This window comes from Pseudomonas sp. Tn43 (assembly GCF_014192635.1).
In the GTDB taxonomy this organism is placed as follows: Bacteria; Pseudomonadota; Gammaproteobacteria; order Pseudomonadales; family Pseudomonadaceae; genus Aquipseudomonas.
In genome coordinates this window covers 326,734-346,318 of sequence record NZ_JACHYG010000007.1, presented here as the reverse complement: position 1 = coordinate 346,318, position 19,585 = coordinate 326,734, and the positions used below count along the sequence as shown (strand labels likewise).

Here is a 19,585-nt window from a genome sequence, read left to right as displayed (position 1 = left end):
AGTCCTTAGTCAGAGTCATTGCGGGCTTTGCGGCGCGGGCACATCCGCTTCGGGTGCTGGCGCGGGTTCTTGTTCCGGCTCTGGTGCAGAGTCTGGCACGGAATCCTGCATGGAATCCTGCGGCACCACTGGCGGCAGCTCTTCAGGGGCGATGTTGGGCGAAGCCGCCGGGATTGGCGCCTGGAGATCTTCGGCCGGCAACGCAACAGTCGGCGCAGGGCTGGAACGGTAATCGGCACGTCGATTGATCTGGAACTCGCGCACCGCATTGTTGTGAGCGTCCAGATCATCGGAGAATACGTGGCTGCCATCACCGCGAGCGACAAAGTACAGGCTGTTGCCGTTCGCTGGATTCAGCGCCGCATGGATCGCTTCACGGCCCACCATCGCAATCGGCGTCGGCGGCAGGCCAGCAATTATGTACGTGTTATAGGGTGTCGGCTCCTTGAGATGAGCGCGGGTCAGCTTGCCGTTGTAACGGTCACCCAGACCATAAATCACGGTCGGATCGGTCTGCAACAGCATGCCCATTTCCATGCGCCGCACGAACACGCCGGCGATCTGCCGACGCTCCTGCGGCACACCGGTTTCCTTTTCCACCAGCGAAGCCATGATCAGCGCCTGATAGGGCTCGGTGTAAGGAACATCGGCAGAACGCTGACTCCACTCCTTGGCAAGGACCTCGTCGAGGCGGTCGTAAGCTTTCTTGAGCAGGTCGGCGTCGCTCATGCCGCGCACGAAACGATAGGTGTCGGGGAAGAATCGTCCTTCGGGGAAAACCCCGCTGTGGCCGAGTTTGTCCATCACCTGGCTGTCGCTCAGACCGGTCAGGGTCTGTTCGAGTTTTTCATCCTTGGCCAGCGCTGCGCGAACCTGATGGAAATTCCAGCCTTCGACCAGCGTCAGGCTGTATTGCACCATTTCCCCGCGCTTCCACAGGTCGATCAGCCCATTGACTGTCATACCGGGGACCATGCGGTATTCGCCGCTGTGCAACGGTTGCCCTGCCAGATTAAAGCGCCAGTACACGCGCAGCCAGAAAGCGTCTTTGATGACGCCATCAGCTTCGAGTCGAAGGAAGGTGCGATTTGGCGTAGTGCCTTTGGGCACTTCCAGCAGCTTTTCCTGAGTGATGTTCAGCGGCTGCTTCAGCGCCGAATCGATTTTCCAGGCGCAAGCGCCGGCCAACAGCCCCGCCAGAACCAATCCGGTTTCCAGCAGCAGCAAGAATTTACGTCTCACGAATCAAGCATCCAGTAGCGCACGGGCAATGGTTTGGAGTTTACGGGTGAGCGGCCCAACCGGCCAGCTCAGTGCGGCGTAGGCGCGCACCGGCCAAACGCCATACACGCTGTTGCAGACAAAGACCTCATCAGCCCATTGCAGCTGCTCTAGAGTGATATCGGTGATTTGCGTGGGAATTCCCAATGACTTGGCTTGAAACAATAATTCAGCACGCATCACGCCCGCCACACCGCAACGTTTGAGATTGGCGGTCACTAGCACACCATCGCGCACCAGGAACAAATTGCTGAACACACCTTCGATCACCCGCCCGACCTGGTCAAGCATCAAGCCTTCAGCATGCTCGGTGTCCTGCCATTCGGAGCGGGCAATGACCTGTTCCAGACGATTCAAATGTTTGAGGCCAGCGAGCAGTGGCTGCTTGGAAAGCCGTGTTGCACAAGGAAACAGACGAACGCCCTGCTCCGCATGAACAGCCGGATAAGCCGCGGGGGGATTGCCTTGCAGAATGCGTCGAGCCTGAGCCGAGGGATCGGCGGCATAGCCGCGCAGGCTGTCGCCGCGGGTGAGGATCAGCTTGAGCACGCCCTCGCCCAGCGCGGCGGCGTAGGCCAGCAGCTCTGCGCGGACCAGTTGATGATCAGCGGCAATCGCCAAGCGCGAACAACCCTCCGCCAGACGCGACAGATGTCGATCCAGCAACAGTGGCTGCCCGCCCTTGACTGCAATGGTCTCGAACAGACCATCACCGTAAGCCAGGCCGCGATCCTTCAGCGACAAAGCGTCAGCCGGTTGACCGTCGACCCAGCTGTCCATCAGTCAGCGAACCGACGGAACACCAGCGAGCCGTTGGTACCGCCAAATCCGAAGGAGTTGGACAGCACCACGTCGATATCCATGCCACGCGCGGTGTGGGGTACGAAGTCGAGGTCGCAGCCTTCGTCCGGCTCATCGAGGTTGATGGTCGGTGGCGCTACCTGGCTGTTGATCGCCAGCACGCTGAAAATCGCCTCGACCGCGCCCGCTGCACCCAACAGGTGACCGGTCATGGACTTGGTCGAACTGACCGCCAGCTTGTAGGCGTGATCGCCGAACACGGATTTGATCGCACAGGCTTCGGCGAGGTCGCCAGCCGAAGTCGACGTGCCGTGGGCGTTGATGTACTGAACCTGATCGCTATTGATCTTCGCATCGCGCAAGGCATTGCTGATGCAACGCGCAGCACCCGCACCATCGGCCGGTGGCGAGGTCATGTGGTAGGCGTCGCCACTGGTGCCGAAACCGATCAGTTCGGCATAGATGGTCGCGCCACGCGCCTTGGCGTGCTCCAGTTCTTCGAGCACCAGTGCACCGGCGCCGTCAGACAGGACGAAACCATCGCGGCCCTTGTCCCATGGACGACTGGCACGGGTCGGCTCGTCGTTGCGCGTCGACAGTGCGCGGGAGGCACCGAAGCCGCCCATGCCCAGACCACACGCGGCCATCTCGGCACCACCGGCGATCATCACGTCGGCTTCGTCGTACATGATGTTGCGTGCCGCCATGCCGATGCAGTGCGTACCGGTGGTACACGCTGTGGCGATGGCGTAGTTAGGTCCCTGTGCCCCCAAATGGATGGACAGGAAACCGGAAATCATATTGATGATCGAGCCAGGCACGAAAAACGGAGAAATCCGTCGTGGGCCGGAATCATGCAGTGTACGGCTGGTCTCTTCGATATTGGTCAGACCACCAATACCCGACCCCATGGCCACGCCGATCCGCTCGCGGTTGGCGTCGGTGACCTCGAGGCCTGCATTACGCACGGCTTGAAAACCTGCAGCCAGACCGTATTGAATGAACAGGTCGAGTTTGCGAGCTTCCTTGACCGACAGGTATTCCTCGACATTGAAGCCCTTTACCGAGCCGCCAAAACGGGTGGAATAGGCAGAAAGGTCGGTGTGTTCGATCAGACCAATGCCACTGCGGCCAGCCAGAATGCCCTGCCAGCTGCTCGGCACATCCGTGCCCAGTGGCGACAACATACCCATACCGGTGACTACGACGCGTCTACGCGACACAGCACTCTCCTTTTTCAAATGACGACTTTGCATCAGGCCTAAAGAAAAAACCGCACGCCAAAATGGCAGTGCGGTTTTTCCATGACAGCGAGCGACGACTAAAAACTATTACGCCTGGTGGCTGGTAACGTAGTCGATTGCCGCTTGTACAGTAGTGATCTTCTCAGCTTCTTCGTCAGGGATTTCGGTCTCGAATTCCTCTTCCAGAGCCATCACCAGCTCAACAGTGTCAAGGGAGTCGGCACCCAGGTCTTCAACGAAGGAAGCAGTGTTGACCACTTCTTCTTCTTTAACGCCCAGTTGCTCAGCAACGATTTTCTTGACGCGCTCTTCGATGGTGCTCATACCTTGTTTTCACTCCTAATGGACAAATTCAGGCAGCTGGCCGGTGGGTAAGTGTATAGAAAGACTTTTCAGTTTTTCAACTGAAAGCTTCACTCCTCAAACCCGGCGGCCCTCTGTCTATAAATAGATTGCAGCTTTATAACGGATTTTAGACAGCTCGTATGACATTTTTTTGAAGCAATCCGTCACATTTAACTCATGTACATCCCGCCGTTCACCGGGATTGTAGCCCCAGTAACGTAAGCCGCACCGTCAGATGCAAGAAAAGCGACCACAGACGCGATCTCTTGAGCTTGCCCCAGACGACCCAGCGGAATTTGCGTCTGCAAGGCTTCACGCTGCGCCTCGGGCAGTTCACGGGTCATATCGGTGTCGATGAACCCTGGGGCCACCGAGTTTACCGTAATCGCACGCGAACCGACTTCACGCGCCAGTGCACGGCTGAAACCTTCCAGACCGGCCTTGGCGGCAGCGTAGTTTACTTGGCCTGCGTTGCCCATGGCACCCACAACCGAGCCAATACTGATAATTCGTCCCCAACGCGCCTTGGTCATGCCGCGCAGAACGCCCTTGGACAGGCGGAACAGACTGTTCAAATTGGTATCGACGACGTCATGCCATTCGTCATCTTTCATGCGCATCATCAGGTTATCGCGGGTGATACCGGCATTATTGACCAGGATCAACGGCGCACCGAATTGCTCCTGAATGCTCGCCAGCACGGCCGCTACGGACTCGTCGCTGGTGACATTGAGTTCCAGGCCAGTGCCCTGAATACCATTTTCTTTCAGGGTCGCAGCGATACGCTCGGCCCCCGAAGCGGAAGTCGCGGTACCAATGACAATGGCACCCTGACGACCCAATTCCAGAGCGATAGCCTGGCCGATACCACGGCTGGCACCAGTGACCAATGCAACTTTACCTTGCAGACTCATGCAAGCTTCTCCTTGTTCAGGCCAGCGCTGCGCGGGCGGCAGCGAAAGCGTCTGGGGTATTGAGGTTAGAGGTCGACACGCCTTCGGCGCAACGTTTGTTCAGACCGGCCAGCACTTTGCCAGGGCCGCACTCGACCAGATTGGTCGCACCTCTGGCTGCCAGCGCCTGGACCGATTCGACCCAGCGTACAGGCTTGTAGAGCTGCTCAAGCAGATCGCGCTTGAGGGTTTCCAGATCCGCTGGAACATCGGCGCTGACGTTCTGTACCACAGGGATCTGCGGCGCTTTCCAGTTGATCGCTGCGATCGATTCGGCGAACCGCTCAGCGGCGGGGCGCATCAATTCGCAGTGGGACGGTACGCTGACCGGCAATGGCATGGCGCGCTTGGCGCCACGTGCCTTGCAACCCTCGATGGCGCGTTCGACCGCCGCCTTGGCACCAGCGATCACGACCTGGCCCGGGGAATTGAAGTTGACCGCGCTAACTACTTCGCCTTGCGCCGCTTCGGCACAGGCTGCCAGCACGTCGGCATCTTCCAGACCCAGGATTGCGGCCATGCCGCCCTGCCCGGCCGGAACCGCTTCCTGCATCAACTGACCGCGACGCTCTACCAGCTTCACTGCATCACCCAGGCTCAGACTGCCGGCAGCCACCAAGGCGCTGTACTCGCCCAGGCTGTGACCGGCAACGTACGCCGGACACGCACCGCCTTGTTCCAGCCACAGACGCCATAAGGCGATCGAAGCGGTCAGAATGGCCGGCTGGGTTTTATCGGTTTGATTGAGTTGTTCTTCCGGCCCTTGCTGGGTCAGTGCCCACAGGTCGTAACCCAGAGCTTGGGAAGCTTCTTTGAATGTTTCGAGGACCACCGGATGTTGCGCGCCCAACTCGGCCAGCATGCCGAGGGACTGCGAACCCTGTCCTGGAAAGACGAATGCGAGGGAAGCAGACATTTAACAAGCCCCTAATGATCTTGTCGTCGGAGAATGACGCCCCGTTTCCGGAACGCAAGAAACTCACAGTTGGATGGCCCATTGAACTGAGCGGTCACATTTAAGCATTGTCCGACGAAAACGCCTAAGGCAACAAATCTTCCAGGCGCCCATGAAGCCGTTCCGGCAGGTTTTCCTGGATCTCGATCAGCGCCCGTTGAATCGCACTCTGAAAACCCTGCACCCCCGCCGAACCGTGGCTTTTCACGACAATTCCCTGCAAACCGAGGAAACTTGCGCCGTTATGTCGCGCCGGCGCCAGCTCAGCCTGCAAGCGTTTCATCAGCGGCAGCGCCAGCGCACCCACCACTTTGGAGGCGAAATTTTTCTTGAATAACGCCTCGATGCGTCCGGCAATCATGGTCGCCAGGCCTTCGCTGGACTTGAGCAGGATATTGCCCACAAAGCCATCACACACCACCACATCCGCCTCGCCACGGTACAAGCCGTCACCTTCGACGAATCCGATGTAGTTGATGCCACGAGCACTCTGCAACAACGTAGCCGCCAGCTTGACCTGCTGATTGCCCTTGATGTCTTCAGTGCCGATGTTCAGCAATGCAACCTTCGGGCGAACAATACCCAGGGTTTCTGCCGCAACCGAGCCCATCACTGCAAACTGCAACAAGTGCTCGGCACTGCAATCGACGTTGGCACCCAGATCGAGCAACTGGCAATAGCCCTTCTGCGTCGGAATGGCCGCGATCATTGCCGGCCGATCAATGCCCGGCAACGTCTTCAGCACAAACCGCGACAACGCCATCAACGCGCCGGTATTGCCGGCACTGACGCAGGCCTGGACTTTGCCGTCGCGCAGCAACTCCAGCGCCACGCGCATCGACGAATCGGGCTTGCCGCGCAAGGCCTGGGCAGGCTTTTCATCCATGGTGATGACTTCGGACGCCGGCGTAATCGACAGGCGCGCGCGATCCACAGCCGAGTGGCTGGCGAGCAATTCTTCAAGAAGGGAGGATTGACCGACGAGGGTCAGGTGCAGCGAGGGTGTAGCAGACAGGCAAGCGAGGCTGGCCTGAACAATGCTGCGGGGACCGAAGTCCCCGCCCATTGCGTCAATCGCGATGACTTGAGCGGACAAGTGATTACTCGTCAGCGCCCTTGTCGATCACTTTACGGCCACGGTATACGCCTTCTGGCGATACGTGGTGACGCAGGTGAACTTCACCGGTGGTTTTTTCTACAGACAGGGTGCTAGCCTCGAGAGCGTCGTGCGAACGACGCATGTCACGGGCAGAGCGGGATTTTTTGTTCTGCTGAACAGCCATAATTGATTAACTCCTAAACGTTTGGGTCACGCTTTAACTGCGCCAATACACTGAACGGGTTGGACCGCGTTACCTCGTCCTCGCTCGGTTCGGGCTCATCGAGACCCGCCGGCTGCTGGCATTCTTCCGGATGATGAGCAGGCACAATGGGCAAGGCGAGCAGAAGCTCCTCCTCGATCAGTGACTGCAGATCCAAAGGATCTTCGCCCAGTTCCAGCACGTCATAACCTTTCGGCAACGACTGGGTATTCGCACCCTCCTTCACCACAGCATAACTGCATTCGCTATGGATCGGCAGGGTGACCAGCTCAAGACAACGCTGGCAAACCATTTTGACTTCGGTGTCGATAAAGCTGTGAATTACCACAGATTTACGTTCATCTCGTTCAAAAACGAATTTAGCCTGCACCGTACCGACAGTATCGGAAAGCGGGTCGCAGAGTCTCTCCAAATCGGCCAGCAGCAGTTCACCTTGAAGGGTGGTGCCACGGTCAGCCAATTTGCGCGGGTCAACGTGAGGTGGAATCGGGTCATTCAACATAGGCGCAGCATTATAGGGATGCCCCCAGCCATGTCAAAGGAAATTCAGCCCTGCCCGTCACTTGAGCCTGCGCTAGAATTCGCCCCTGCCCTTTGGAGATGCGCATGCTGCCTTTATTACTCGCTTCAAGCTCGGCCTATCGCCGGCAATTGCTGGCCCGTTTGCGATTGCCGTTCACGTGCAGCTCGCCGGATATCGACGAAAGTCATCGCCCGGACGAGTCAGCCGTGGACCTGGTAAAGCGCCTGGCCGAAGAAAAAGCCCGCGCACTTGCAGACCGCCATCCTGCCCACTTGATCATCGGCTCGGACCAGGTCGCTGTACTCGGCGAGCGGATCATCGGCAAGCCCCACACCTTCGAAAAGGCCCGCGAACAGCTCCTGGCATCCAGCGGCGCCAGCGTGACCTTCCTGACCGGCCTGGCACTGCTCAACAGCCAGACCGGCCACTGCCAGGTCGACTGCGTGCCCTTTACCGTACACATGCGCACGCTCGACGCAGCGCGCATTGAACGTTACTTGCATGCTGAACAGCCCTATGACTGCGCTGGCAGCTTCAAGGCCGAAGGTTTGGGGGTGAGCCTGTTTAAAAGCACCGATGGCCCTGACGCCACCAGCCTGATCGGCTTGCCGTTGATTCGCCTGGTGGACATGTTGCTGACCGAAGGCGTGCAGATACCTTAAAGGTCAACAGATCGCAGCCTCGTTTCACTCGACAACTCCTACATTGAAATGCGTATTCCCTTGTAGGAGCTGTCGAGTGAAACGAGGCTGCGATCTTTTGACTGTAAAAAAACCGGCAAAAAGCCGGTTTTTTTTTACGCAGCAAGAAGATCAGCGCAATGCCGGCCCCTGAAAGCCCATCCACATTGCCAAATGCTCAGCCACGCTGGCACCGAGCTTTTTCGAGAAGCGATCGAACGGCGATTCCTCGACAGTGAAATCCACCAGCTCTTTCTCGCCGATCACATCACGGGCAACCGAACTGGCACTGCCCAGACCATCGATCAAGCCCAGCGACAGCGCCTGTTCACCCGACCAGATCAGCCCGGAAAACAATTCCGGATGCTCTTTATCTTTCAGGCGATCACCACGGCCCTGCTTGACGCTATTGATGAACTGCTGATGAGTGGTATCAAGCACGCTCTGCCAGAATTGTATTTCCGCGGGCTTCTGCGGCTGGAACGGATCGAGGAATGACTTGTGTTCCCCCGAGGTGTAGGTACGACGCTCCACCCCCAACTTCTCCATGGTCCCGACAAAACCGTAGCCGGCCGCAGTCACACCAATGGAACCCACCAGGCTCGCCTTGTCGGCGTAGATCTGATCCGCGGCGCTAGCGATGTAATAGGCACCGGAAGCGCCCAGATCCGAGATCACCGCATAAACCTTGGTATCTGGATGCAGGCCGCGCAAACGACGGATCTCGTCATAGACATAACCCGACTGCACCGGACTGCCGCCCGGGCTGTTGATTCGCAGAATCACGCCCTTGACCTTCTTGTCCTCGAAGGCCGCACGCAGACTGCCGACAATATTGTCGGCACTGGCCGGTTCTTTATCGGCAATCATGCCCGTTATATCGATCAGCGCCGTGTAGCCAGAGCCGAGGGCGGCGCCTTTCTCGATGCTCATCATCGGCGATAACAGAATCAACAAGCCGAACAGGTACAGAAAGGTCAGCGACTTGAAGAATATCCCCCAACGACGGGACCGGCGCTGTTCCTGCACACCAGCGAGCAAGGTTTTTTCCAGCAGCTTCCAGCTTTTCTCGTCACCCGTTTCCGCGCTCGCCTTGGCGGGCGCTTTCCATTCGTCGGTCATGCCATCACCCCAGCAGAAAAACCCATTAAACCCGCTGACTCAGCCAGGCGCGCAACTCTGAAAAACGATCGATGGCCAGTTTCGGCTCAAATAGCTTCAAGGCGTCGATTGATTGAGCGCCATAGCTGACCGCTACCGAATCCATGCCCGCGTTGCGCGCCATCTGCAGATCGAACGACGAATCGCCAACCATCAGCGCCTGCTCCGGACGAACCTCGCAATGGGCGAGAATCTGCTCAAGCATCAGCGGATGGGGCTTGCTGGCAGTTTCGTCAGCGGCACGGGTAATATCGAAATAATCTTCCCAGCCGTGAGACTTCAGCACCCGATCCAGCCCACGACGAGCCTTGCCGGTCGCTACTGCCAGATGATACCCCTCGGCACGAAACGCTTCGAGAGACTCGACAACCCCCTCAAACAACGGGGAAGGCACGGCCTCCGCCGCAATGTAGTGATCCGCATAGTGCTGACGGAACGCTACCAGTTCGATGTCGCCAATCTCGGGATACAGAGTGCGAATCGCTTCCGGCAAGCCCAGACCGATAATGCCTTTGACGGCAGAATCATCGCGCAATTGAAAACCGGACCGCTCGGATGCGACGTGCATCGCTTCGACAATCCGACCAATGGAGTCAGCGAGCGTACCGTCCCAATCAAAAATCAGCAGCTTGTAATCAATAGGGTGCACTCAAGCGCTCCACGGTTTTAGCCCACATTTCGTCGACCGGCGCCTGCAACTTGAGCTCACCGCCATCGGGCAGTGGCACTGTCAGCATGTAGGCGTGCAGAAACAGACGTTTGCCGCCCAGATCACGAATCTCTTTGCTGAACCCCTCATCGCCGTACTTGGTGTCACCCGCGATGCAATGTCCGGCATGCAGAGTATGGACGCGAATCTGGTGAGTGCGACCCGTGATCGGCTTGGCCTCGACCATAGTGGCAAAGTCGCCAAAACGACGCAGGACCTTGAACACGGTGACAGACTCCTTGCCCTCGTCCTCATCCACTTCAACCATGCGCTCGCCGGAGCGCAGATTGCTCTTGCCCAACGGCGCACGGACTTGCTTGATCGAGGTCGCCCAGTTGCCGCGCACCAGCGCCATATAGCGCTTGTCGACGCCATCACCACGCAGCGCGGCGTGCAAATGACGCAACATGCTGCGCTTTTTGGCGATCATCAGCAGGCCGGACGTGTCCCGGTCGAGGCGGTGAACCAGCTCAAGTTCTTTTGCATCGGGACGTAACTGGCGAAAGGCTTCGATCACACCGTAATTCAAGCCGCTGCCACCGTGAACCGCGATGCCAGCGGGCTTGTTGATCACGATCAGCGCCTTGTCTTCGTAGACAATCGAGGCTTCGAGCCGTTGCAGCAGCCCTTGCGCCAACGGCACAGGTTCGTCGCGCTCAGGCACACGAACCGGTGGCACGCGCACGATATCGCCCGCCTGCAGCTTGTATTCGGGCTTGATCCGACCTTTGTTCACCCGCACTTCGCCTTTGCGCAATATGCGGTAAATCAAGGTCTTGGGCACGCCTTTGAGCCGAGCGAGAAGGAAGTTATCAATACGTTGGCCGGCATATTCCGGCGAGACCTCCAGCAGTTGTACGGCTGGGGTCGAAGGGGCAGTAGTCGTCATGGCGCGGATGATAACAATTTTTTATGGAATTGAAGCACTTAATCATTGCTGCTATAGTCGCGAACGCCGCCAAAAGTGGCCTGGACAGCGGACCAACGGTTAAAAACCGGCCCTGACCAACGCAATTCACGAGGACGAGAGGCCGTCCTACGGGGCTTTCGCTACGTAACGGCAGAGTTTGCAGTTGTAACGAGCGCAGGTGACATAAGGCCTGAATCATGCCGCAAAGCAGAGTTTTCACTCGCCTTCCGAGCAAATATTCACGGCCAGTTCACAAAGTGCAGTCAGCTGCGAGCGACCCCGAGCGAACGCTTCGGAAACACCGCCTAAATTAGCCATGATGCGTGACCTCCCCTTTCGGAGCTCACGGTAAATGCCAACCCGCTGCGGATTCTGCGCGCGGCAGCACCCGAATTATCAGGGATACGTGTAGGGTGGAGATGCACAACCGCTGGACTGTGTAGCAATAGGCTTTATCAAGACGCTTCATCTCGTCCACAGCCGCCGGTTGATTCCTCCTCCTGACTGAGTGCTTAAGTAGCCACAGCAAGCAGGACGCGTACGTCGCGACACCGACCCAATTGGTCGGGGTTCGCTAGACACTGGAGTGGCCAACCACTCCTGACGCACCTGACACCGACCGTGAGAAGTCGTGTGTGCCGAACGCCGTTTCCGGCAGCCCGGAAACCGACGGTACTACATGAAAAGAATGCTGATTAACGCAACGCAACCCGAAGAGTTGCGTGTTGCACTGGTAGATGGCCAGCGCCTCTACGACCTGGACATCGAATCCGGTGCACGCGAGCAGAAGAAGGCCAACATCTATAAAGGCCGGATTACTCGCATCGAACCAAGCCTTGAGGCTGCCTTTGTCGATTTCGGCTCCGAGCGCCACGGCTTCCTGCCCCTCAAAGAAATCTCCCGCGAATACTTCAAGAAAGCCCCCGAAGGCCGCGTCAACATCAAGGACGTCCTGAGCGAAGGCCAGGAAGTCATCGTTCAGGTTGAAAAAGAAGAACGTGGCAACAAGGGCGCCGCCCTGACCACCTTCATCAGCCTGGCCGGTCGTTACCTGGTGCTGATGCCGAACAACCCGCGTGCCGGCGGTATCTCCCGTCGTATCGAAGGTGAAGAGCGCAACGAACTGCGTGAAGCCCTGAATGGTCTGGTTGCCCCGGCCGACATGGGCCTGATCGTTCGCACTGCCGGCCTTGGCCGCAGCAGCGAAGAAATGCAGTGGGACCTCGATTACCTGCTGCAACTGTGGACCGCCATCAAAGAAGCTTCGCTGGACCGCTCCGCGCCCTTCCTGATCTATCAGGAAAGCAACGTGATCATCCGCGCCATCCGTGATTACCTGCGCCAGGACATCGGCGAAGTGCTGATCGACAGCGTTGAAGCCCAGGACGAAGCCCTGACTTTCATTCGCCAGGTGATGCCGCAGTACGCCAGCAAAATCAAACTGTACGAAGACAGCGTTCCGCTGTTCAACCGTTTCCAGATCGAAAGCCAGATCGAAACCGCCTTCCAGCGCGTTGTCGAACTGCCTTCCGGCGGCTCCATCGTTATCGATCCGACCGAAGCCCTGGTGTCCATCGACATCAACTCGGCGCGCGCCACCAAAGGCAGCGACATCGAAGAAACCGCCCTGCAGACCAACCTTGAAGCCGCCGAAGAAATCGCCCGTCAGTTGCGCCTGCGTGACATTGGCGGCCTGATCGTCATCGACTTCATCGACATGACCCCGGCCAAGAACCAGCGCGCCGTGGAAGAGAAAGTCCGCGAATGCCTGGAAGCCGACCGCGCTCGCGTGCAAGTCGGTCGCATCTCGCGCTTCGGCCTGCTGGAGATGTCCCGTCAGCGCCTGCGTCCATCGCTGGGCGAAAGCAGCGGCATCGTCTGCCCGCGTTGCAACGGCACCGGCATCATCCGTGACGTTGAATCGCTGTCGCTGGCGATCCTGCGCCTGATCGAAGAAGAAGCCCTGAAAGACCGTACCGCTGAAGTTCGCGCACAAGTGCCGATTCCAGTGGCTGCGTTCCTGCTCAACGAAAAGCGCAACTCGATCACCAAGATCGAACTGCGCACCCGTGCCCGTATCGTCATTCTGCCGAACGATCACCTCGAAACGCCGCACTTCGAAGTTCAGCGTCTGCGCGATGACAGCCCGGAAGCCAGCATCAACCAGTCCAGCTACGAAATCGCCGCCGCCGCCGCCGAGGTCGAAGAAGTCCAGCCAGCCGCCGCGACCCGCACTCTGGTTCGCCAGGAAGCCGCGGTCAAGACGGCTCCGGCCCGCGCCAACGCTCCGGTTCCGACCGAGGTCGCCGCTGCTCCAGTGGCGGCACCGGTCGTCGCCCCAGAGCCAAGCCTGTTCAAAGGCCTGGTGAAATCGCTGGTCAGCCTGTTTGCCACCAAGGAAGAGCCTGTTGCGCCGGTTGTGGTTGAAAAGCCAGCCATTGAACGCCCTGCTCGCAATGAAGAGCGCCGTAACGGCCGGCAGCAGAGCCGCAATCGTAATGGTCGCCGCGACGAAGAGCGCAAGCCTCGCGAGGAACGCGCACCGCGTGAAGAACGCGCACCACGTGAGCCACGTGAAGCCCGCGAAGAAGCGCCAGCAGTCGCCCAGGAACGCGCTCCGCGCGAAGAGCGCGCACCACGCGCCCCTCGTGAAGAACGTGCACCGCGTGCCCCGCGTGAAGATCGCAAGCCACGTGGCGAGCGTGAAGAACGTCCGGTTCGTGAATTGCGCGAACCTCTGGATGCCGCTCCGGCCGCGGCCGCCAACGCTGAAGAGCGTCCAGCCCGTCAGCCACGTGAAGAACGCGCTCCACGCCCACCCCGTGAAGAACGTCAGCCACGTACCGAGCAAGCGGCTGCCGTTGCTGAAGAAGAGTTGACCAGCAATGAAGAGCAACTGCAGGAAGACGGTCAGGAAGTTGCCGAAGGCGATCGTCCTCGCCGCCGTTCCCGTGGCCAGCGTCGTCGCAGCAACCGTCGTGAGCGTCAACGCGATGCCAACGGCAATGTGATCGAAGGTTCGGAAGAGTCCGAATCGGCGGAAAATGCCGAAGCGCCAAGCGCTGCCGATCTGGCCGCCGGCCTGGCGGTGACCGCCGCCGTTGCCAGCTCCGTGATCAGCGCGCCTGCTGAAGCACAAGCCAACGAGCAAGCCGAACGTGCCACTGCCGCCACACAGGAAGCTGCTCCGGTTGAAGCGCCAGTTGTTGAAGCGACCACGCCGGTAGAAGTCACTGCCTCTCCGGAAATCGAAGTGGCGCCGGTTCGTGAAGCCCAATCTCAAGTTGAAGCTGAGCCAACCGTTGCTGCCGAGCCTGCTCCATCCGCAGAGCCTGTGGTTGAAGCGCCAGTGGCTGAACCGGTACGTGAAGTTCGCGAAGAGCAAACCACGTTCAACTGGGTTGCCGAGCCACCTGTAGCGGTCGAAGCTCCAGCGCCAGTCGCTGAGGCGCCGGTTGCTGCTGCCGAGCCTGCTCCTGCGGTTGTTGAAGCGCCAGTTGTTGCCCAAGAGGCTGCACCGGTGGCTGAAGCCGCCCCCGTCAGCGCTCTGACCCCAAGTGGCCGTGCTCCGAACGACCCGCGTGAAGTACGTCGTCGCAAGCGTGAAGAGGAGCGTCTGCAGAAGGAAGCCGAACTGGCTGCCGCTGCTGCTCCGGCCGCTGCCGAGCCAGCCCCGGTTGTTGCTGAAGTTGTCGAGGCAGCCCCTGCCCCGGCCGCTGAAGTCGCTGCCGAACCGGTTGAATCGGCGATCGACGAAGCACCGCGCTCCGTTCAGGAAGCGGTAGAGCAACACGAGCAAGCCCTGGAAAAAGAGCACGAGCCTAAACCCCTCGCCTGATTTCATCGGCCACTAAAAAGCCCCGCCTGGTGATCCAGGCGGGGCTTTTTTTATGTGTGCAGAGAAGCAGCGGGACCGCGTTGTGGATCGTTCCCACGCTCTGCGTGGGAATGCCTCAATGGACGCTCTGCGTCCGCTTGGGACGCGGAGTGTCCCGGGCTGCATTCCCACGCAGAGCGTGGGAACGATCATCCATCAGGCAAAGACCAACGCCTCTGGCACATCCACATCCCACAGCACCCCGGGATCGTTCACCGCCACCTCGACCAGCCTCGCCTGTGCAAACAGCGACTTGGCGCCGTGATCGCCGGTCAATGCCATCAATCCCGGACCAAAACTTCGCCCGAATCCCACCGGGTGCCCATATTGCCCCTCATACACCGGCACGCTGATGGCATCGTCGGCAATATTGGCGACAACCTGTTCAATGGTGGATGGCAATATAAACGGCATATCACCCAGTACGATCAGCCAGCCATCGAGTTGTTTGCACGCCGCCACACCCGCCGCAATGCTATCGCCCAGACCGGTCGACTCGATCCGCACAACCTCGCAACCATAGGCCTGAGCCATGCGAATCACTTGCGGGCGATCCGCCGTGGTCACCAGTAGGCGCTTCTCAAGCGTGGCTGGCAGATTTGCCAGCACCTGCTCGATCATCGAATGCACAGAAACGCCGTCACGAGCGGTGCAATCCACCAGCAGCTTGTCCTTTTCGTCGCCCGCGACCTGTCGAAACCGACTGCCCTGCCCCGCGGCCAGAACGATAACGCCAATGGAGTCGCTCATACGCCCTCCTGCAACGGCCTCTTGTGTTTCAGCTCGACGCCGTTTTTGATCGCCACAATTTCAGCCAGCAGCGACAAGGCGATTTCCGCCGGTGTATGGCTGCCGATGTGCAAACCGATCGGCCCGTGCAAGCGCTCGATGGCCTGTTGTGACAAGCCTAGCTGAGCCAGGTTGTCTCGGCGCTTCTGGCTGTTGACCCGCGACCCCAGCGCACCGACATAAAATGCCTTGGAGTCCAGCGCCGTGAGCAGCGCCATGTCATCCAGGCGTGGATCGTGGGTCAGCGCGACAATGGCTGTGCGCTCGTCGGTCTGGATGGTCAGCACCGCTTCATCGGGCATGCCCGGGACGAAACGACCGTGTTGCTCTTCCCAGCCGTAGATGAACTCGGTGCGCGGATCGCAGATCAGCACTTCGAAATCCAGCAGCCGCGCCATCTCGGCAACGTAGCGCGACAGTTGGCCCGCGCCAATCAGCAACAGCCGCCAGCGCGGACCATAAATGGCGCGCAAGGCTTGCCCGTCAAACACCAGCGCATCGGTCTTGCTCGCCGGTTGCAGGATCACTTCACCGGTGGTCAGATTCAGCTCACGCGCAACGATTTCATGGGCTTCGCAGCGCGCCAGCAATTCGGCAACCCACGCCGGATCGCCGACGCGCTCCTCGGTCAGGCGCAATGTGCCGCCGCACGGCAAACCAAACCGTGCGGCCTCCTCCCGGGTGACGCCGTAGGTAATCAATTGCACCGGCGGCCCTTCGGCCGGGATACGGCCATCGTAGAGTCGGGCAATCAGGTCATCCTCGACACAGCCACCGGACACCGAGCCAATCACCACGCCATCTTCACGCAAGGCGAGCATGGCGCCAGGTGCCCGGGGCGCGGTGCCCCAGGTCTGGACCACGCTGTACAACATCACCCGCTGACCGGCGCGGCGCCATTCCAGCACGCTGCGCAGGACATTCAGATCGACGCTGTCCATCAGGCTTGTGCCTTCTGCCAACCTTGCAGCTGATAGCGTACCGGCAGATTACGAATGCGCTTGCCGGTGGCGGCGAAGATCGCGTTGCACAGCGCTGGCGCAATGGGCGGCACGCCTGGCTCACCGACCCCGCCCAAGGGCACATTGCCCGGTGGCGTGACCAGATGCACAGCGATTTCCTTCGGGGCCAGGGACATGCGCGCCACTTCGTACATGTGGAAGTTGTCCTGCTGAACCTTGCCATCCTTGAAGCTGATTTCCCCCAGCACCGCGTTGCCCAGGCCCATGACACAGGCACCTTCGAACTGCGAGCGAATACGCTCGGGGTTGATTTGCGGGCCGCAATCCACGGCGATGTCGGCCTTGTGCACGATCAACGCACCATCGTCTTTGACTTCAACCTCGATCACCGCCGCCACATACGTGACGAAGCTGTAATGCACCGCCAGCCCCAAGCCTCGCCCCTTGGGCAACTCACGCCCCCAACCGGCCGCTTTGGCGGCGGTTTCCAGCACGGTGCGCATCCGTGCGGTGTCGATGGGATAACGCTCGGGGGATTCGCCGTAGTTCCACTCTTCACTCAAGGTGCGCGGATCGATCTGACGGTCCGGGCCGAGCAGCTTGATCTGATACTTGAGCGGATCCTGGCCAGCCTTATGCGCCAGTTCATCGACAAAACTCTGAATCGCAAAACCGTGGGGAATGTTCGACACCGAGCGAAACCAGCCGACCCGCGTGTGAACCGCCGCTTCGGGGTTTTCCAGGCGTACGTTAGGGATCGCATAAGCCATGTTGGTGAAGCCCATACCCAGCTCGAAAGCCGCTTCATGGTTCATGCCCGGCGCGAACAGCGCGGTGATACTCGGTGCCACCGTGCGGTGCAACCAGCCGGACGGCAAGCCGTCCTTGTTCAGGCTGGCCTTCAGATACTCGGCCGACACCGTGTGGAAATAGGAATTGTGGATGTCGTCTTCACGGGTCCATTGCACCCGCACGGCCTTGCCCGGGAACTCCTTGGCCAGGATCGCCGCTTCGATGATGAAGTCCGGCTTGGATTTGCGACCGAACCCGCCGCCGAGCAAGGTGACATTCAAGGTGACGTTATCGAATGGGATGCCCAGGCGCTCGCCGATCCGTTCACGACTGACTTGTGGCGCCTGGCTTGGAGCCCAGGCTTCGCATACGCCGTCCTTGAAACGGGCAATGGCGACCATCGGTTCCATGGGCGATTGCGCCAGGTGCGGCAGGTAGTAAGAGGCTTCGACGGTGCTGTCGGCGCTGCTCATGGCCTGGTCAATGCTGCCGGTATTGCGCACCACTTTGCCGGGTTTGAGGGACGCGGCTTCGAGCTTCTTGCGGTAGGCGATTGAGTCATAACTGGCGTTGGGGCCGTCATCCCACTCGATTTTCAGCGCCTCGCGGCCCTTGATCGCCGCCCAGGTATTACTGGCCACCACGGCCACGCCACCCAGAGGCTGAAACTCGGACGGCAATGGACGGCTTTCGATTTGCAGAACCTTGATGACACCCGGGACTTTCATTGCGGCGCTGGCATCGAAGGATTTGACCTTGCCGCCATAGACCGCTGGCCGCGCGACGGTGGCGAACAGCATGCCGTCGAAATGCACATCGGCGCCGTAGACTGCCCGACCATTGACGATGTCCGCACCGTCGATGGCTTTTGTGCCTTCCTTGCCGATGTAACGGAACTCCGAGGGCTGCTTGAGCCGCAGGCTGTCGCGGGCCGGCACCGCCAGTGCACCGGCAGCTGCGGCCAATGCGCCGTAGCCCAGCTCACGACCGGTGGGTTGGTGAATGACTTTATGCAGTTGCGCACGACACTCGCCAACCGGCACTTTCCATTGCGCGGCGGCGGCTTGCTCAAGCATGGTCCGCGCGGCAGCCCCGCAACGGCGCATCGGCTCGTACCAGTGACGCATGCTGCGTGAGCCGTCGGTGTCCTGATTGCCGAAACGCACTTCGTCGCCCGGCGCCTGTTGCACTTTGACCAGCGCCCAGTCGGCGTCCAGCTCATCGGCCACGACCATGGTCAGGCTGGTGCGCACGCCCTGACCCATTTCCGAGCGGTTGCAGATCACGGTCACGCTGCCATCGGCGGCAATGCTGACATAAACCTTGGGATCATCGACCCAGCCGTTGGGCATGCCGTCGGCACCGAACTTCTTGTCTTTTTCGCCAGCGAGCGCGTCCTGCCACCCCCAACTGGCTGCGAGCACCAGCGCACTGGTGGCGCCCACGCCTTTGAGGAAGCCGCGGCGGCTGAGGTTACTCAGCGCAAAATCATTCGGTAACTGGCTCATGCCTTGGCCTCCTTCAGGTGAGTGGATGCCTGGCGGATGGCGGTCTTGATCCGGTTGTAAGTGCCGCATCGGCAAATGTTGCCGACCATCGCCTCTTCAATCTGCTCGTCGCTAGGGTTCGGATTGGTTTTCAGCAACGCCGTGGCCGACATGATCTGCCCACCCTGGCAGTAACCGCACTGAGCCACCGCGCTGTCGAGCCAGGCTTGCTGGACGACTTTGCCAACCGGGTCGGCGTGCAGGTTATCGATGGTGGTAACGTTCTGGCCGGCTACCGAGCCAATCGGCGTGATGCAACTGCGCGCAGGCGCGCCGTCGATATGAATGGTGCAGGCGCCACACAAGCCCATGCCGCAACCGAATTTGGTGCCGTTGTAACCGGCCACGTCACGGATCGCCCAGAGCAGCGGCATGTCCTCGGTGACATCAAGTTGATGATCTTTTCCATTGAGTTTCAGGGTAATCATGGGCACGCCCGCCATTTTTTCTCATAAAGAGTTCGAAGTTATGGGGTCGAGCAATCTGCCGCGTGGGTTCCTTCACGCCGATCGACTCAGGCTAATGGGCTCTCTTATGCGGACGGCAACGTCTGCACCGGGCCTTTGGTGGAGCAAATGTTTGCATCGTTAGGTGGCTAAGTTAAGCCAGCATTAACAAAAAAGCCCTGCTTGGACAGGGCTTTTTAGCTGCAAGCTTTAGCTGCACGCTTCTAATAGAAACAAAGCAGCGACGCTCGACATATGAGGATTGTAGCTTGGCGCTTGAAACCTGAA

The 19,585-nt window shown here is 59.5% G+C and carries 18 protein-coding genes; 2 read left to right on the top strand and 16 right to left on the bottom strand.

The features are described from left to right. Nucleotides 1-15: 15 nt before the first annotated feature. The 9 genes from mltG to FHW68_RS19885 all read right to left on the bottom strand — a co-directional run bounded on the left by mltG (nt 16) and on the right by FHW68_RS19885 (nt 7,403). Nucleotides 16-1,242, bottom strand: coding sequence for an endolytic transglycosylase MltG (gene mltG, locus FHW68_RS19925; RefSeq protein WP_095634906.1), 1,227 nt, complete (start codon nt 1,240-1,242; stop codon nt 16-18). 3 nt (nt 1,243-1,245) lie between these two features. Beyond that, a complete protein-coding gene (pabC, locus tag FHW68_RS19920; protein ID WP_183682572.1) occupies nt 1,246-2,061 on the bottom strand; it encodes an aminodeoxychorismate lyase in 816 nt (271 codons plus the stop codon). After that, nucleotides 2,061-3,305, bottom strand: coding sequence for a beta-ketoacyl-ACP synthase II (fabF, locus tag FHW68_RS19915; protein WP_095634904.1), 1,245 nt, complete (start codon nt 3,303-3,305; stop codon nt 2,061-2,063). The genes pabC and fabF overlap by 1 nt, the downstream gene beginning before the upstream one ends. Before the next feature lie 108 nt (nt 3,306-3,413). Beyond that, the gene (acpP, locus tag FHW68_RS19910; protein WP_003175607.1) at nt 3,414-3,650 is read right to left on the bottom strand and encodes an acyl carrier protein; all 237 of its coding nucleotides are present in this window, start codon (nt 3,648-3,650) and stop codon (nt 3,414-3,416) included. Nucleotides 3,651-3,841: 191 nt separating this feature from the next. Then, on the bottom strand, nt 3,842-4,585 hold the full coding sequence (gene fabG, locus FHW68_RS19905) for a 3-oxoacyl-ACP reductase FabG (protein WP_095634903.1): 744 nt from the start codon (nt 4,583-4,585) through the stop codon (nt 3,842-3,844). A gap of 16 nt (nt 4,586-4,601) precedes the next feature. Next, complete coding sequence (gene fabD, locus FHW68_RS19900) at nt 4,602-5,540, bottom strand: ACP S-malonyltransferase (RefSeq protein ID WP_183682569.1); 939 nt, start codon at nt 5,538-5,540, stop codon at nt 4,602-4,604. 124 nt (nt 5,541-5,664) lie between these two features. Beyond that, nucleotides 5,665-6,675 (bottom strand): phosphate acyltransferase PlsX, encoded by a 1,011-nt coding sequence (gene plsX / locus FHW68_RS19895; protein WP_183682566.1) that lies wholly within the window; start codon nt 6,673-6,675, stop codon nt 5,665-5,667. Between the two features lie 4 nt (nt 6,676-6,679). Further along, on the bottom strand, nt 6,680-6,862 hold the full coding sequence (gene rpmF, locus FHW68_RS19890; protein WP_003179396.1) for a 50S ribosomal protein L32: 183 nt from the start codon (nt 6,860-6,862) through the stop codon (nt 6,680-6,682). Between the two features lie 13 nt (nt 6,863-6,875). After that, entirely contained in the window at nt 6,876-7,403 is a 528-nt protein-coding gene (locus FHW68_RS19885) for a YceD family protein (protein ID WP_004371317.1), read from the bottom strand. A gap of 104 nt (nt 7,404-7,507) precedes the next feature. On the opposite strand from FHW68_RS19885, the gene FHW68_RS19880 reads away from it, so the two are divergent. Further along, nucleotides 7,508-8,086 carry a nucleoside triphosphate pyrophosphatase gene (locus tag FHW68_RS19880; protein ID WP_183682563.1) on the top strand — a complete coding sequence of 193 codons (579 nt, stop codon included), beginning with the start codon at nt 7,508-7,510 and terminating at the stop codon, nt 8,084-8,086. Nucleotides 8,087-8,236: 150 nt separating this feature from the next. Here the strand turns inward: FHW68_RS19880 and sppA are convergent, their stop codons facing one another. From sppA to rluC, 3 genes are read right to left on the bottom strand one after another with little or no spacing between them, the layout of a single operon-like run. Next, nucleotides 8,237-9,226 carry a signal peptide peptidase SppA gene (gene sppA, locus FHW68_RS19875; protein ID WP_095634899.1) on the bottom strand — a complete coding sequence of 330 codons (990 nt, stop codon included), beginning with the start codon at nt 9,224-9,226 and terminating at the stop codon, nt 8,237-8,239. 25 nt (nt 9,227-9,251) lie between these two features. Next, the gene (locus tag FHW68_RS19870) at nt 9,252-9,914 is read right to left on the bottom strand and encodes an HAD-IA family hydrolase (protein WP_183682560.1); all 663 of its coding nucleotides are present in this window, start codon (nt 9,912-9,914) and stop codon (nt 9,252-9,254) included. After that, complete coding sequence (rluC, locus tag FHW68_RS19865) at nt 9,901-10,863, bottom strand: 23S rRNA pseudouridine(955/2504/2580) synthase RluC (protein ID WP_183682557.1); 963 nt, start codon at nt 10,861-10,863, stop codon at nt 9,901-9,903. Before rluC ends, FHW68_RS19870 begins: the two co-directional genes overlap by 14 nt. Nucleotides 10,864-11,563: 700 nt before the next feature. On the opposite strand from rluC, the gene rne reads away from it, so the two are divergent. Next, nucleotides 11,564-14,722 (top strand): ribonuclease E, encoded by a 3,159-nt coding sequence (gene rne, locus FHW68_RS19860; RefSeq protein WP_095634896.1) that lies wholly within the window; start codon nt 11,564-11,566, stop codon nt 14,720-14,722. A gap of 195 nt (nt 14,723-14,917) precedes the next feature. Here the strand turns inward: rne and FHW68_RS19855 are convergent, their stop codons facing one another. The 4 genes from FHW68_RS19855 to FHW68_RS19840 are packed head-to-tail and all read right to left on the bottom strand — an operon-like array spanning nt 14,918 to nt 19,279. Continuing rightward, nucleotides 14,918-15,511, bottom strand: a complete 594-nt coding sequence (locus tag FHW68_RS19855) for an NTP transferase domain-containing protein (protein WP_095634895.1) — start codon at nt 15,509-15,511, stop codon at nt 14,918-14,920. After that, nucleotides 15,508-16,491, bottom strand: coding sequence for an XdhC family protein (locus FHW68_RS19850; RefSeq protein WP_183682554.1), 984 nt, complete (start codon nt 16,489-16,491; stop codon nt 15,508-15,510). Before FHW68_RS19850 ends, FHW68_RS19855 begins: the two co-directional genes overlap by 4 nt. Continuing rightward, nucleotides 16,491-18,812 carry a xanthine dehydrogenase family protein molybdopterin-binding subunit gene (locus FHW68_RS19845; protein WP_183682551.1) on the bottom strand — a complete coding sequence of 774 codons (2,322 nt, stop codon included), beginning with the start codon at nt 18,810-18,812 and terminating at the stop codon, nt 16,491-16,493. The genes FHW68_RS19850 and FHW68_RS19845 overlap by 1 nt, the downstream gene beginning before the upstream one ends. After that, nucleotides 18,809-19,279 carry a (2Fe-2S)-binding protein gene (locus FHW68_RS19840; RefSeq protein ID WP_095634994.1) on the bottom strand — a complete coding sequence of 157 codons (471 nt, stop codon included), beginning with the start codon at nt 19,277-19,279 and terminating at the stop codon, nt 18,809-18,811. The genes FHW68_RS19845 and FHW68_RS19840 overlap by 4 nt, the downstream gene beginning before the upstream one ends. Between the last annotated feature and the right edge of the window lie 306 nt (nt 19,280-19,585).

What these genes read in the sequence shown, in the direction of transcription:
- pabC (WP_183682572.1), bottom strand. Translation starts at nt 2,061, where the DNA reads ATGGACAGCTGGGTCGACGGTCAACCGGCTGACGCTTTGTCGCTGAAG.
- rpmF (WP_003179396.1), bottom strand. Translation starts at nt 6,862, where the DNA reads ATGGCTGTTCAGCAGAACAAAAAATCCCGCTCTGCCCGTGACATGCGT.
- FHW68_RS19855 (WP_095634895.1), bottom strand. Translation starts at nt 15,511, where the DNA reads ATGAGCGACTCCATTGGCGTTATCGTTCTGGCCGCGGGGCAGGGCAGT.
- fabD (WP_183682569.1), bottom strand. Translation starts at nt 5,540, where the DNA reads ATGTCTGCTTCCCTCGCATTCGTCTTTCCAGGACAGGGTTCGCAGTCC.
- fabG (WP_095634903.1), bottom strand. Translation starts at nt 4,585, where the DNA reads ATGAGTCTGCAAGGTAAAGTTGCATTGGTCACTGGTGCCAGCCGTGGT.
- FHW68_RS19850 (WP_183682554.1), bottom strand. Translation starts at nt 16,491, where the DNA reads ATGGACAGCGTCGATCTGAATGTCCTGCGCAGCGTGCTGGAATGGCGC.
- rne (WP_095634896.1), top strand. Translation starts at nt 11,564, where the DNA reads ATGAAAAGAATGCTGATTAACGCAACGCAACCCGAAGAGTTGCGTGTT.
- FHW68_RS19880 (WP_183682563.1), top strand. Translation starts at nt 7,508, where the DNA reads ATGCTGCCTTTATTACTCGCTTCAAGCTCGGCCTATCGCCGGCAATTG.
- sppA (WP_095634899.1), bottom strand. Translation starts at nt 9,226, where the DNA reads ATGACCGACGAATGGAAAGCGCCCGCCAAGGCGAGCGCGGAAACGGGT.
- FHW68_RS19885 (WP_004371317.1), bottom strand. Translation starts at nt 7,403, where the DNA reads ATGTTGAATGACCCGATTCCACCTCACGTTGACCCGCGCAAATTGGCT.
- acpP (WP_003175607.1), bottom strand. Translation starts at nt 3,650, where the DNA reads ATGAGCACCATCGAAGAGCGCGTCAAGAAAATCGTTGCTGAGCAACTG.
- FHW68_RS19845 (WP_183682551.1), bottom strand. Translation starts at nt 18,812, where the DNA reads ATGAGCCAGTTACCGAATGATTTTGCGCTGAGTAACCTCAGCCGCCGC.
- FHW68_RS19840 (WP_095634994.1), bottom strand. Translation starts at nt 19,279, where the DNA reads ATGATTACCCTGAAACTCAATGGAAAAGATCATCAACTTGATGTCACC.
- rluC (WP_183682557.1), bottom strand. Translation starts at nt 10,863, where the DNA reads ATGACGACTACTGCCCCTTCGACCCCAGCCGTACAACTGCTGGAGGTC.